This window comes from Robertmurraya sp. FSL R5-0851 (assembly GCF_038002965.1).
GTDB classification, from domain to species: Bacteria; Bacillota; Bacilli; order Bacillales; family Cytobacillaceae; genus Robertmurraya_A; species Robertmurraya_A beringensis.
The window spans coordinates 338,398-352,510 of record NZ_JBBOOE010000002.1 but is presented as its reverse complement, the minus strand read 5'-3'; the positions used below and the strand labels follow the sequence as shown (position 1 = coordinate 352,510).

8 protein-coding genes and 4 pseudogenes are annotated in these 14,113 nt (G+C 32.5%); 6 read left to right on the top strand and 6 right to left on the bottom strand.

Annotated elements, in window-relative coordinates; translation table 11 throughout:
• Positions 1–6 precede the first annotated feature (6 nt).
• From MKX65_RS25960 to MKX65_RS25950, 3 genes and pseudogenes are all read right to left on the bottom strand, one after another.
• Positions 7–685 (bottom strand): annotated as a pseudogene (locus tag MKX65_RS25960) (DsbA family protein).
• Positions 686–751: 66 nt separating this feature from the next.
• A complete protein-coding gene (locus MKX65_RS25955) occupies positions 752–1,843 on the bottom strand; it encodes a CopD family protein (RefSeq protein WP_160547509.1) in 1,092 nt (363 codons plus the stop codon).
• A 3-nt stretch (positions 1,844–1,846) separates the two neighbouring features.
• Positions 1,847–2,410, bottom strand: coding sequence for a copper resistance protein CopC (locus tag MKX65_RS25950; RefSeq protein WP_160547510.1), 564 nt, complete (start codon positions 2,408–2,410; stop codon positions 1,847–1,849).
• Between the two features lie 239 nt (positions 2,411–2,649).
• Here MKX65_RS25950 and MKX65_RS25945 point away from each other — a divergent pair.
• Both MKX65_RS25945 and MKX65_RS25940 read left to right on the top strand, forming a co-directional pair.
• Positions 2,650–3,910 (top strand): annotated as a pseudogene (locus MKX65_RS25945) (IS110 family transposase); the annotation flags it as partial.
• A gap of 1,247 nt (positions 3,911–5,157) precedes the next feature.
• A complete protein-coding gene (locus tag MKX65_RS25940) occupies positions 5,158–6,024 on the top strand; it encodes a peptidylprolyl isomerase (protein WP_160547511.1) in 867 nt (288 codons plus the stop codon).
• Positions 6,025–6,234: 210 nt separating this feature from the next.
• On the opposite strand, the gene MKX65_RS25935 is transcribed toward MKX65_RS25940, so the two are convergent.
• Complete coding sequence (locus MKX65_RS25935; RefSeq protein WP_160547512.1) at positions 6,235–7,071, bottom strand: hypothetical protein; 837 nt, start codon at positions 7,069–7,071, stop codon at positions 6,235–6,237.
• A gap of 692 nt (positions 7,072–7,763) precedes the next feature.
• On the opposite strand from MKX65_RS25935, the gene MKX65_RS25930 reads away from it, so the two are divergent.
• Together MKX65_RS25930 and MKX65_RS25925 are read left to right on the top strand one after the other, a co-directional pair.
• Positions 7,764–8,621, top strand: coding sequence for a cytochrome c oxidase assembly protein (locus MKX65_RS25930; RefSeq protein WP_160547513.1), 858 nt, complete (start codon positions 7,764–7,766; stop codon positions 8,619–8,621).
• Between the two features lie 523 nt (positions 8,622–9,144).
• Positions 9,145–10,395, top strand: coding sequence for a murein hydrolase activator EnvC family protein (locus MKX65_RS25925; protein WP_340906764.1), 1,251 nt, complete (start codon positions 9,145–9,147; stop codon positions 10,393–10,395).
• A gap of 271 nt (positions 10,396–10,666) precedes the next feature.
• Here MKX65_RS25925 and mntR read toward each other — a convergent pair whose 3' ends face one another.
• Positions 10,667–11,086 (bottom strand): transcriptional regulator MntR, encoded by a 420-nt coding sequence (mntR, locus tag MKX65_RS25920; protein WP_160547514.1) that lies wholly within the window; start codon positions 11,084–11,086, stop codon positions 10,667–10,669.
• Positions 11,087–11,312: 226 nt separating this feature from the next.
• Here mntR and MKX65_RS25915 point away from each other — a divergent pair.
• Positions 11,313–11,549: pseudogene (locus MKX65_RS25915) on the top strand (cation diffusion facilitator family transporter); the annotation flags it as partial.
• Positions 11,550–11,587: 38 nt separating this feature from the next.
• Here the strand turns inward: MKX65_RS25915 and MKX65_RS25910 are convergent.
• A pseudogene (locus tag MKX65_RS25910) lies at positions 11,588–12,181 on the bottom strand (IS3 family transposase); the annotation flags it as partial.
• A gap of 369 nt (positions 12,182–12,550) precedes the next feature.
• On the opposite strand from MKX65_RS25910, the gene istA reads away from it, so the two are divergent.
• Positions 12,551–14,113 carry an IS21 family transposase gene (gene istA / locus MKX65_RS25905; RefSeq protein WP_025909802.1) on the top strand — a complete coding sequence of 521 codons (1,563 nt, stop codon included), beginning with the start codon at positions 12,551–12,553 and terminating at the stop codon, positions 14,111–14,113.

Below are 14,113 nucleotides of genomic sequence, written 5' to 3'. Positions count from 1 at the left end.
TCATTTTTATTTATCCTCTAATTCTTTATTTATAAGACTTTTAATTTTTTCATAGTCAAAAGGATCATCAAGCATTGTGCCGTTAACCATGATGCTTGGTGTCTGTTGGACCTTGAAATCTTCTACTAGTACTGAATCTTTGTTTACTTCGTCTATTACTGACTGACTCTTCATATCTTCCTCCAACTGTGTCACATCAATATCAGGTATTAAGCTAGCAGTTTCCTTAATTTTCTCCATTGTGATCCATAATGAATCGTGGTCTTCATCTGGTTGTTCACTAAAAAGTTTTTTGTGGAAATCCCAATATCGCTCGGGATTTTGTTTATAGATAGCTTCAGAAGCTACAGAACCCAGTTTCGACTCGTCTCCATGAAATAAGACGTTAATGTATGAGACTTTAACTTTCCCAGTATCAACATAATCTTTTACTAACTGTGGAAAGATGGTTTCCCCCCAAGTTTTACATGCAGGACACTTAAAATCACCGAATTCAACTACAGTTACAGGTGCTTCCGATTCTCCTAATGTTGGTTGACCTTCAATCGATGGCTGTGTTCATAACTAGTCCCTATGCTCGACTCAGAAGTTTTCTTATTTATTACAATTAAGGCACTTAATATGAAAATAATAATATGGTGATAATTACTGCAACTTTAAAAGGTGAAGTCTTTCTTTTTGTCATCTTGATAACTCCTTTATTTTAAGTTTGTAACTAATTAAAATGATAGGTAATAAACCTATCGAATGACTATTTAATGCTTAGTATTAATGCTAGGTAAAAACAAATAACAGATAGCATATTCATTAGGAACGATAAAATAGTAGGAACTCTTTTTATAAATGAGAAAATTGATAAAACCAGGAAAAGGATTGCTAATAAGAAAAACGAAAAACTTGTTAAGTTTAGTACTAGCTGAACATTCATATCAGGTTGAAACTCTCCCTGATATAATATTGTAAATAATTTTGAAAGAACACCTTCTACAATCGTCGTTTCATGAGGAGGAGATTGTTGTCCTAATGCTGCTGTTGCAGAGAAAATAAGTAAAAGCACAATACTTTCTACTCGTACCCAGGGTGTAGGATTAAAGGTAATATCTTTTTTTATTTTTTTTTTAACAAGTATACTGTTTATCACTATGTATACCATTAATGGAATAATAAGGATATGCTTTATTAATAAGGATTGCCCATAAGGGATCATCCACGAATTTGAATAATCCTTAAATTCTACAACAAAGGTCATTAGAATAAGCCCTGTTAAAATAGTAATGATGAAACAAAATAGAGCAATAGGAGTAAACCATTTTAAAAACTTTAACCAATTTGAATTACTTTTGGAAAACCAACTAACAACAATTAAAATCCCAACCCAAATAGTTACGGCAGTAAAATGGGATGTATGAGTTAAAAACCCTTTTACTTGATCATATGAGCTAGCATGACTGGACCAGCCTAGAGCTAGAATTAAGAAAAAGGTAAAGATAAGACCGATCCAGCTATATTTAGCTTTATTTTGGTAATCAAACCATATGACAAATATGTATAATAAATTTGCCACAATAAAAGTGAATACCCATGATTGTCCCACTTCAAACGTAAAAAGTACAGACAGGAAAGTTTGAGCAAAACCAATATCAGGAGATAAGAATAAAATCAATTGTAAAACGGGAAAAAATGAAAAGATGGCGATTCCACCTGTTGCAATCATTAAAATTCCCTTTGGTACCATAATATCCGGACGGTGTGTACTTGGTATTAGATAAAGTACAAAACTTCCTATCGTTAATGAAAAGCAAAGGTATAACAATGTCTGACTAATAATTCCAATAGTAAGCATTTTCTATTTCTTCCTTTTCAAAATTAATAAGAAACTTCCAATAACGATAACTATCAGAATTCCAATAATAGAGGGTATAACATACGATGGTAATTTGTTTTGTTGAACATCTTCTTGTTCTGTTTCTATTCTTGTTTCTGTATTCTCTGTATTCGCCGCATCATCTGGTTGAGATTGTGGTTCCTCAGTATTTTCGGGAGCGGTTTCAGAAACAGGTACATCTACCGAAAATGACAACTCGCCTTCTATTGGGTGACCATCTGCACCGATAATCTTCCAATTTATTTGGTACGTCCCATTTTCTAATGGGTTTATTAAACTTCCTACCATCTGGAATTCGGATAATGTTATATTTTCAACGGGGATAGTATCTCCATTAGAATATTTAAGTTCAAATGTACTGTTCTGTTCGACTTTTGTTTCAAAATTTAGGGTGATTTGTTTTAATTCCTCTTTAATTACTTGTCCATTTTGAGGAATGGAACTTTCTAATCCTGTGTGAGCAAAAGTGTTGTTAACAAAGCCGATGAAAAAAATAATTGTTAACAGAGATAATTTTTTTAACATTAGTAACCTCCAAATAGTATTAACTTATTTACGAACTTAATTTTAGCAAAGTGTTATATCTAATTCAAAAAACCATTTGAATAAAATGTGACAAATTTGCAAACTTTCAACTTGATAATTATTGCTTGACAGGTTAGCATTCCTGTAGATTGTTATTTTTGAGCTTTGATAAAAATAGGGCTCCTCAGTAAGATATGAATAAGACACGACTCTAACTCAACCTAGGAGGAACCCTTACTATGAAGTTTAAAATGCAGGACAAACAAAATCAACTAATAGAGAGAATTACTGATAAACATATCGTTGTTGGTGTGGATATTGCACAACAATTTCACGTAGCCAGAGCTGTCAATTTCCGAGGGATTGTAGTAGGAGATCCAATTACGTTTCAAAACAATGAAGAGGGATTTTCAACCCTTTTAAACTGGATTGATAAGCTTAAGAGATTACATAAACTTGAGGTAGTGATAGTCGGTATGGAACCTACTGGCCATTACTGGATCAACCTTTCTAAATGGCTAATGAAACAAGATATTGAGGTCGTGACAGTCAATCCACATTTAGTAAAAAGAAATAAAGAGAACCGCGATAATAGCCAATCAAAAAGCGATAAGAAAGATGCCCTGGTAATAGCCGACATGGTGAAGAATGGTTACTATGCCTTTGTGAGGAATACTTCCGAGTCGTTTGAAAAACTTAGGGTCCTCATGTCTAATCGGGATGTGATTGTTAAAAGACTTGTTATCTCTATTAATCAATTGAATCGCTGGGTGGATATTGTTTTTCCTGAACTTAGACAGGTATTTAAAGATATCACTGCTAAAGGGGCAATCGCCACATTAAGGCTCTTCCCATCCCCAATGGAACTGGGTTCCATGAAGCCTGAAGAGATAGTGACCGGTTGGAAGTCACTCATGAAAAGGCAGCCTGGATTAAAGAAAGCCTATTTACTTCTCAATGTAGCCAGGAAATCTGTAGGTACAAGACAAGCTATTGAGGCTTACAAATTTCATTTAGAACAATTACTCGAAGAGTATGATCTTGCGGTTCAACAACTTGAAAGGGTTGAGCGTGCAATAAAGGATGAATTACCTAAAATTCCTTTTGCAAATAAGTTACTTATGATTAAGGGAATTAGTGATATTTCTTTAGCGGGTATTTTAGGTGAGGCAGGCGATTTAAGTGGGTTTTCACACGGTAATTCTTTACTCCGCCATGCAGGACTCCGCAAGCTCAGGGAAGTGGAAAGGGCAAATAGTCATTTCAAAGCGTGGAAGATCAAGGCTTAGACGGTTCCTTTATCTAGCCACTATGAGTCTAGTGATGAACAATCCGGAATTCAAGGCCATCCACTCAAATAATGTTAAAGTCAAGAAAATGAAAAAGATGAAATCTATCATGAAACTGGTAGGTAAGTTGGTCAGGATCTTTGTAGGAATAGCACGCAAAAACGAATCGTATTCCGCCAAGAAAGTCCAACCATTATCCGAGTTGGCAGCGGATCGAGTGTTGGCTTATTCGCAGGATTTCAAATATGTACGGAGTACCAGATTTATTAAACAAAAGGGCACTGACCCATCAGGTTAGCATAACTGGCCTCCACCCCTTGGACGGGCATGACGAAGGAATGATAGGGCAATTGACCCGTTGAGACATGGGAGGGAAAGCCTCCAGGGGCGGCGTGGAGAAGTACATTATATGGTATAATATGGAGTGGAATGCTACTCCTCTATTCAACTATGCCATCGCGTGGCCACTTGTCCTAAAACAACTCCTTTCTTTTAAGAAATATAGATTCTAGGCGGATGAAATCCTGCGAATAAGCGAGTATTCGTGAGATAATCGTAATAAACTGAGGGAGTTCAATAAATAGTATTACTAAATGAAATTTTATAGAAGATATTAAGTAATTTAAAAACCGTTCGGAATTCGAACGGTTGGATTATTTGTTAATAATTGGATTTCAATTTTTTGTATGTAGGGTGATTTTTCCTAATATTGAATTTTTGTAGATCCTTTAATCAATTTGTTTCTCTTCTTGACCGAGTTCCCTTAACTCTTTGTCAGATTTTTTCTTGAAAATATATATAACTCCTAGAGAGAAAAGAGATAGAACTAAATAAAATATAACAGTATACAACATTTGAATCACTTCCTATTTATATATAGATTGGTTAGTAATGGAAAGTATTTTGGGAATAGAAAAAATACCTTGTACTATAAAAGATTCAATTAACATATAAGCCAGGATTTTGCTCATTTTGAATAAAATAAAAGGTGGAAATTCGAATTGTTTGTAGTTGTAACTAATACCTTTTTTCGAAGGAATTAGTTACAGTTGTTTTTAAATATTCAATACCTTTTTAGTCCTTTAAAATAAAAGGAACCTTCCAACTTCATGTTAGCATAAAAATCAGGTGCTTGATATAATTCTATTAATAAAAATTAGAAAGACTATTCGTTTAATGTATAAATAAATTTAGAAGCACTCAAATAGAGTGCTTCTTTTTAAATAGAAGGGTAAAACGTCCTAGGCCTCTATACTATATCAAAAGTTTGCAGAAACTGTGCATTTTTCAGAAAAACTGGTGAAAAGTTAAAGGTAATCTCAAAAAAGCAAATATGTGTTATTTTAGATAAAAGAATAGATTGACTTTTTTTGGTTAAATATCATAATATATATGAGCATCTATTCATAGATAGATATTTGGAGAATTATTTAATACTAAAACAAGAGGAGTGTTCGTATGAAAAAATTGATTTTAGCAGTTTCTATGACTGGTGGTCTTATTGCTTTAAGTGCTTGCAGTTCTCAAACTACTAATTCAGAAGCAATAGTCCAGACAAAAGTAGGTAATATTTCAAAAGAAGAACTTTATACTGCCATGAAAGATAAATATGGTGAACAAGAACTTCAGCAACTTCTCTATGAAAAAGTGTTAGGTAATAAATACAAAGTAGAAAGTGAAGAATTAAATAAAAAATTTGAGGAATTTAAAGCACAATATGGTTCTAATTTTGAAATGATACTTGCACAAAATAATATAAAAGATGAAAGTGAATTTAAAAAAATACTTAAGTTTCAACTCCTAGTAGAAAAAGCTGCAATAAAAGACATAAAAGTTACTGAAAAAGAGTTGAAAGAAAGTTATGAAAACTATAAACCAGAAATAAAAGCAAGACATATTCTCTTAGAGGATGAGGAAACAGCTAAGGAAGTAAAGAAAAAGTTGGATGAAGGGGCCGAATTTGAAAAGCTAGCAAAGGAATATTCAAAGGATCCTGGTTCTGTTGAAGCAGGAGGAGATTTAGGGTGGTTTGGTTCAGGTAAAATGGTTCCTGAGTTCGAAAATGCTGCCTATTCACTTGAAATCAATCAAATTAGCGAACCAGTAAAAACTCAAAATGGATTTCATATTATTCAAGTTTTAGAGAAAAAGGAAAAAGAATCGTTTGAAAAAATGAAAAATGAACTCGAATACAATATTAAGGTATCAAAAATCGACGACAGTAAAATTCAAGAAGTTTTACAAAAAGAACTGAAAGACGCAAATGTTAAAATAAAAGATGAAGATTTAAAAGGGTTACTTGAAACTGCTAGCACCCAACAATAATTCTTTTAGAATTTCAATCCCTGTAGTAAAATTAAATAATGATCAGTTCACAATAAAATTTAATTTAAGAAGGATTTTTTTTACAGTATAAAAGAATGATTACCCGTTGGGCAATCATTCTTTTTTTATATTAGTTTTTTATCCATCTCTTCACTATTTTGGGGGTACTTCGTTTTCTTTTAACACTTTTGCAGTGTTTTTTGAAGGTTACTATTTATATTTGTCTAACTTAATTAAGGCCTCATTTTGGATTATATTTATTAAATCTTCTCCATACAATTCTTGAAGCCTTCTATAAATACTCAAATACATTTGGAAAATGTATTTTTCATCTTCTTTTACCTTCTCAAACCGAACGAGATTTCCATATTTGAGTCTTCTAAAGCCAAGTTTTAGTTCGACTTGTTTGTAAAAATCAACCTTATATTTTATTCCATACTCTTTCATTATTTCTTTTTGAGTATATAACTTAACTGGAAAAGAATTTATATGTAAATTCTCTTGTTGATTTTCAAATCTAACAACTCCATTTTCGTCGGTGAAATATTTTTTCTTCAAAATATCCGTAATTCTTGTCATATGAGATTGTAGAGTTAGCTTTTTGCCTTTTTCGTTACCTCTAGCAATCCTCTTTTTAATTTCATCAATAAATCCAGGTTCAAAATCATTTTCTGAGAATTTCTTGTATGAGATAACCAGCTCTATTGAATTGCGGATGTGTTCTTTAAAATTATCCTCAGAGAGAAGTATTCTCTTAGTGAACAATCTAGCTCTTCTTTCTTCAATCCCATTGTCTTTTGCGTATTTCATTAAAATCATTTTACTAAGACGGGTAATTCGAATATGTTTCACCTCAGGGACAATCGTATTAATAACATACGGACCTGTACAATTTAGATAGGTAGCAGCATCATCTATCGTAAGACGATATCCATTCTCAATGTAGTGAAGATATTCCGAACAAATATCCTTCCTACTTTTCGATTCGATTCTTATAAGATTTGTTTCTTTATAAGGTTTCTGTTCATTTTTTATTACTCGATCCATGTTAAATAAATCCCCTTTTATATCAAAAAAACGTGTTTAATTTATTATTAACATATGTTTAAAATATAAAAAAGAAATTAAGAAAAATGAAAAGGGGCTTATACGCTCTTATAATTCTTTTCTGTTCTTATAGTTTTCAAGGCATTAATTTATAATATTTCTTCAGGATTCACCTTAAATACATTAGCTTTGCTTATCCATCTAAATGGGTGTATTTGTTTTAATATGGTTGGGGAGTCTTCAACAACAGCTATAATGATATAACACAATTACCATAAAATTTTGATGTTGGGTAATTTTAAGGGTAATCACAAATTTAATCAATACAAAAACAGAGAAAATAGAAATTAGATATATTAGTAGAAACCATTTCACATTACTTTTCATGGATTTAGAACGGACGAGATTATATAAAACCCTTGATATTCCTGAGTTTTTGAGATTCATATTCTATGAAGTTTCAAGGGATAGCCCCTAGTAAACAATTATTTATGGAAATGTTTAAAAACAATTGATTATAATTTATATGAACATATACTCACGAAATAAGGAGAGGTTTTATTTGCTTGAATCATTCTTTTACGTAATCTTTTTGTTAATAGTAATTTGTTTGGTATATGGTTTATTTTTATACAAAGTTTATAAGCGGAGAAGAAGGTAATTAATATTAAAAAGGGAGAATATAAAATTATATGAATATGCAACATAAAGCACTTAGTGAACTTTATTTTGAATGGAACATACCGTTAATTATTGTTTGCTTGGCAATTGCTTTTTTATATGAACATAAACGAAAAACTATGGAGTTCCATCTAACAAAAAATCAAAAAATCAGCTTTCATCTTGGAGTATCGCTTTTAGCAGTATCATTGGGTTCACCACTAAATAGTGTTGGGCATTATCTTTTTTCTGTTCATATGTTCATCCAATCAATAATTTACCTTGCGGTCCCACCTTTAATTCTTTTCGGATTGCCAAAAAAAGAAGTGGGGAAACTAATTAACAAATATAAAATCGTAAGGAAAACAATACATATCGTTACAAAACCTGTACTAGCTATTCTTTTGTTTAATGTTGTTTTTTCGTTTTATCATGTGCCTTTCATTTTTGATTTTATAATGGGAAATCAACTTTATATTAATCTATCCATTCTTTTTCTTTTCTTTCTGTCTTTCATTATGTGGTGGCCTATTCTTCCACCCGTTGATAGTATAGAAGGTATGAAACCACTTTATAAAATAGCTTATATTTGTGGTATGGGCATTCTTCTTACTCCTGCTTGTGCCCTGATTATTTTTTCAAAGGATATTTTATATTCTTCTTACATGCATATGCCTAGACTATTCGGGATTGGTACACTGGATGATCAACAGGCTGGTGGTGCACTTATGAAAATTATTCAAGAGGCGATATATGGATCTGTATTGGCTGTCATATTTTTTAAATGGGCAAAAGAACAAAGAAACTTAGATTTAGAAAGTGAGATTGATAGAAAGGAAGAAGAGTATCTACAAAAATTTAGAAATATAGATACGGATTCATTAAGCTAAGATAATTCGAACGATTCAAACGGAGGAAAAAAGAAGACAGTTTACCGAAGCCTTGGATGAATAAATTAATTGACTTTGGTTCTGATAAATAGAGAACAAGTATACGGATTGAATCTGTCCAATAGGTATACCTCAAATATTCTATTTCGCTAATGTGCAAATAAAATGCCTTGTTCTGCATAAAATCAGTAGGACTAAAAAAGAAGATAAGCCCTTAGGCAATCGAAAAATCTTGTTGATTAGTCTAACTCTTTTAATAGGTAGAAAATATCAAAATATCTTTGAATGATTTTTTTATTTTTTATATGGAAGTAATTTTAGTTCATTCCGATAGGGAAATGATAACTTTAATAACCTACTAACAGGATAGATAGTTTTATTTGAAAAGAAACTGTAATAAAATTGTTTTAGTATTCGACAAAAACAGTTGTTATTATTTAGATAAGAGGAATTAAAACGACAAAATAACTGAAGAATACCTATATTTTTCAGATTCTAAATATAGTTAAAGGTGAGGTAAAAAGTGAAGAGTACAATAATTTCAGTTTCAGTTCTTACTTTGTTAGGGTTCGGTGTAACTTTATCAGAAGTGCCGACAAAAGTATTAGCTGAAGCTAATTTAGAAGACTTGAAGGAGCAAAAAAATGAGATTGATAGTAAACAGTCATCCATTGAATCTGAAATTGGTGATACGGAAAAAGAAGTAAACAAAATTAAAAATGAACAAGCAAAATTAGATGCTGAGATTAAACAGTTAGATTTATCAATTACCGAAGCAGAAGAACAAATGCTGTCAAAACAGAATGAAATTAGGGAAACCGAAAATCAGATTTCTAAATTAAAAGAGGAAATAAAGATAGTCGAAGAACGAATGGCAAAGCGTAATGAACTCCTAAAAAATCGCGCTCGTTCCTTCCAAGAGAATGGTAGTATGATTAGTTATATCGATGTTTTGACAGGAGCAAATGACTTTAGTGAATTTATAGATCGGGTAGAATTAGTTACCACCCTATTAGAAGCAGATAGAGCTATTCTACGAGAACATAAAGCAGATAAAGAATTGCTGGAGGAATCGAAGAAAAACTTAGAGAAAGAGGCGGAAAGCCTTCAAATAAAACTTAAAGAAATTGAAGTGTTAAAGCAAAACTTAAATACACAGAAAGATGAAAAAGATAAGTTAATGGCATCTTTGGAACTAGAGGAAAAACAGTTAGAAAACTATAAGATGGATCTTGAGGAAGAAGGACAGCTATTATCCTCTCAAGAATCAGCTATAAAAAGGGCAATTGAATTAGAACAAGAACGCCAAGCAAATAAAGCTAAAGAAGCCCAAAATTCCGGAAGTGGTGCTTCTGTTTCGGCTCCACCTGTTTCTAGTGGTTATTTTACAAGACCAACGAGCGGAGTTGTATCATCAAGTTTTGGTTCAAGATGGGGTGCAAATCATTTTGGGACAGACATTGCTCAAACAGGTACAGTACCTGTTGTTGCAGCTGCTGACGGGGTTGTTATAAATTCATACTATTCATCTAGTTACGGTAATGTGGTCTTTATATCCCATTCTATTGAAGGTGTGACCTATACAACAGTATATGCTCATATGAGCAGTCGTTTAGTTGGTTCTGGTGAAGTTGTTTCTAAAGGTCAAATGATTGGTTACCAAGGTAATACAGGTCAGTCATTTGGACAACATTTACATTTCGAGCTTCATAGAGGTGCTTGGAATTCTGGAAAAACTAATGCAATAAGCCCTATTGGCATTGTCCCATTGTAAATAATTATTAGATTATAAGAACTAAATAAAAGAACAACCTAGAGCATCTCATTAGGTTGTTCTTTTATTTATATAAGCATATGGATTTTTTTAAAGAAATATCTATTTTATTAGGTTAACAGACCGGTGCCCATTAAGTAAACTACTAGAACGTACAGTTTATCGTGTCAAAACGGGTGAGAATCGGAAAATAAGAATGCATCCTTTATTTATTTTATAAAATTTTATACTAATGCTTTAAATACATACCATTTGACCAAACAAATCACTGTTACCTTTTATCCTTTCGATGAATTTCTTTTAATGCCTTTATCCGTTGTTCATCCTCTTCGAAAAATTGTACCAGGCCATTTATACAATCCAACGTTTTCAGACTAAGATGGTGTTCAATCCTTTCAACTTCCTCATAGATTAAATCTTCATCAACCCCAATGATGCGAAAGAGAGATTCCAATAATTCATGTCTATAAACAAGTTGTTTTCCCATGTTTTGACCATATGGAGTAAGAATTATTCCACGGTACTTTTCATAGATTAAATATTTATTTTGATCTAATTTTTGAACCATTTTCGTAACCGAAGAAGGGTTGACACCAAGAACATTAGCTATATCAGACACACGTGCATACCCCTTATTTTGAATAAGTAAATAAATTTTTTCAATATAATCTTCCATACTAGGTGTAGGCATATAATCCTCCTATATATTCAATACCTTTATACATTATAACGAAATTAGAATAAAAGTTGCACATCATCAGTTAATGAATTATTTTGTTTTTTTCTGTAATTTCTTAATAATCTTTAGTACTGGTTCCCACATTTATTATTTAAAGTATCTACTTTAAATAAAAATTCAATGAAGTTAAATACTATATATAACTTGTGAATTTTCGAAGGTACTTTTAGAGGAGGATATGATGATTAATACAAATTTAAAGAAAGCTGAAAGAGGAGTTTGGATTAGTATTTTAGCATATATTTTTCTTTCAGTTATTAAGTTGATTTCTGGTAATATAGGTAATTCGGAAGCCTTAAAAGCCGATGGGATAAACAATCTAACGGATGTTATTGCATCGGTGACTGTTTTAATTGGGTTGAGATTTGCCCAAAAACCTGCTGATGAAAATCATAAATATGGTCATACAAGAGCAGTAAAGTGTACCCGTTGTAAAGGACATTTAAAAAAAGGTTATGCCACATCAAGTAGATGATTTCTGTATTCAACAGGGGTCATCTTCTTTAAATTCCATTGATATCTGAAATTGTTATAGTAAGTCATATAACTTCTTATTTCCCTTTTAAGTTCTTCTAAAGAATTACACGGTTTTATAAATGCTTCATCCTTAAAATGTCCGAAAAAAGACTCTTGTGGAGCGTTATCCCAACAGTTTCCCCTTCTTGACATTGATTGTCCTAGACCTAGTTTTTTTACGTGCTTCTGAAAATTGGGACTAGTGTAGTGTACTCCTTGATCTGAGTGAATAAAGGCTCCTTCTGCCAACTCTACTCGTCTATTATTCTTTAACTTTACTAATGTATCCGTAGCTAAATCCAATGTAAGTCGATTAGAAACATTATAGGCCAATATTTCATTCGTTGAACTATCCTTAATAGTGGACAAATAAGCTTTTTGTCCCTTACCGTAATATAAATAAGTAATGTCAGTAAGTAATACCTTACCTGGGATCTCTTGTTTAAATTCACGGTTAAGTAAATTTGGTTGTACCGAATGTTCTTGGGTAGCTTTTAACATCTTTTTATAAGGGTTGGCTCTTCTAATAGGGGTCCTACCAACAAAAAGCGCAAAACATACGCTAAGCAAATTTCGCCATAAAGAAAGCCGATTTTTCCTACGTTAAGGAAGTATCGGCTTTTCTTATTGTACACTAAAGTAAAAGCCCATTTTTTATTTGACATTAACGTTGCGTAATACCTTAACCTTGTAATGTGGAGGTGAATTACGCTGCTTACAACTGGAGAAGTTTATAAAATAACTGGACTTACTGAACGCTTGTGACTGCTAGAATAAAGTGTACAGTTTTTGCTTGATAAGATGAAACGCTTATTTACCCAAATATACCAGCAAAAAATATCAACCTATCACTGTAAAATGATCATAGTTCATACTTGCAGTGGAGGTTAGCTAGCGAAGGTGGATAAGTGGGAAATGTACATGGAGATAAAGCAATTATTAAAGCAAGGATTTAGTCAGACAAAGATAGCTGAAAAGTTAGGGGTTTCTCGAACAACTGTTTACAGGCACTTAAAGAGATCTCCTTCGGAGATGGCGGAATGGGTTGATTCTCTTCAGTATAAAAAGAAAAAATTAGATCCATATAAAGAACTGATTTTATCTTGGTTGAGAATGCATCCGGATATGTCAGCAGCACAAGTTTATGATTGGCTTTTAGAGAAATATAAAGATCTAACTGTTGGAGAAAGTACAGTAAGAACATATGTAAAAGCATTAAGAGAAGAATACAAAATAAATAAGGAAACATCTCCTCGAATGTATGAGGCAATTCCTGATCCCCCAATGGGAGAACAAATGCAAGTAGATTTTGGTCATACGAGACAAAAAACTGTTGATAATAAGGAAGCCAAACTCAACTTTATAGCTTTTGTCTTATCACATTCTAGACAAAAGTATAAAGAGTGGTTGGATAGACCATTTACAACACGGGATGTTATACAAGCCCATGAGAACGCGTTTAAATGGTATGGAGGAATGACCAATGAGATCGTTTATGACCAAGATAGTTTAATTGTTGTTAGCGAAAATGGTGGAGATCTAATTTTAACTAAAGAATTTCAGCAGTATAGAGAATCCAGAGGAATAAACCTTCGGGTTTGTAGAAAAGCTGACCCTGAGAGTAAGGGAAGAATAGAAAATGTAGTTGGATTTATCAAACAAAACTATGCCAAACATAGAGTGTTTCATAACATCGACTCTTGGAATGAGCAAGGATGGGAATGGCTGAACAGAACGGGTAACTATAAAATACACAATACAACAAAAAAGAGACCATTCGAAGTGTTCCTCCTGGAAAAGCAACACTTAAAACCAGTCTCCCAAAATATAGATATTCAAAATAACTATGAGATAAGTATAGCAAGATGTGTTCATAAGGACAATACTATTCGTTACCAATCTAATCGGTACTCTCTTCCACTTGGAACTTATAACAAATATGAAAAAGTATGTATCAAGGAAACGGAGACTAAAGAATTAGTTATTTATATACCTGATACTGGCGAAATTATTGCAAAACATTCAATTCCCGAAGGGAAAGGGATGTTAATAAAAGATAAAAAACATAGTAGGGATCGTACAAAAGGTGTTGGAGCATTCATTAATACAGTGGCTGAGAGATTTGAAGATAAAGAACTAGCCTTTAAATATTTAGAGAAGGTTAGGGAAAAAAATCCTCGTTACATTAAAGACCAGTTGCAAATCATCTTGCGCGAAACAAAAGGTATCGATAACGAAGTACGCACTAAAGCGTTAGCAGAGTGTTTAAAAAGGAAATTATACAGTGCAACTGATTTTGGCGATATCATTGCATATGTGAAACGTCAGCGCCAGGTACATGAAACAGTTATTGATAAAAAGAAAGAAGTTAAGACTTTGAACAGGCTATCAGAATGGGTTTTAGAAACAGAAGCATACAAAAGAAAAGTAGATACTTACACGGTTTTAATGGAGGTTGAATAG

What these genes read in the sequence shown, in the direction of transcription:
- MKX65_RS25935 (WP_160547512.1), bottom strand. Translation starts at nt 7,071, where the DNA reads ATGGATCGAGTAATAAAAAATGAACAGAAACCTTATAAAGAAACAAAT.
- mntR (WP_160547514.1), bottom strand. Translation starts at nt 11,086, where the DNA reads ATGCCTACACCTAGTATGGAAGATTATATTGAAAAAATTTATTTACTT.
- MKX65_RS25950 (WP_160547510.1), bottom strand. Translation starts at nt 2,410, where the DNA reads ATGTTAAAAAAATTATCTCTGTTAACAATTATTTTTTTCATCGGCTTT.
- MKX65_RS25955 (WP_160547509.1), bottom strand. Translation starts at nt 1,843, where the DNA reads ATGCTTACTATTGGAATTATTAGTCAGACATTGTTATACCTTTGCTTT.
- MKX65_RS25940 (WP_160547511.1), top strand. Translation starts at nt 5,158, where the DNA reads ATGAAAAAATTGATTTTAGCAGTTTCTATGACTGGTGGTCTTATTGCT.
- MKX65_RS25930 (WP_160547513.1), top strand. Translation starts at nt 7,764, where the DNA reads ATGAATATGCAACATAAAGCACTTAGTGAACTTTATTTTGAATGGAAC.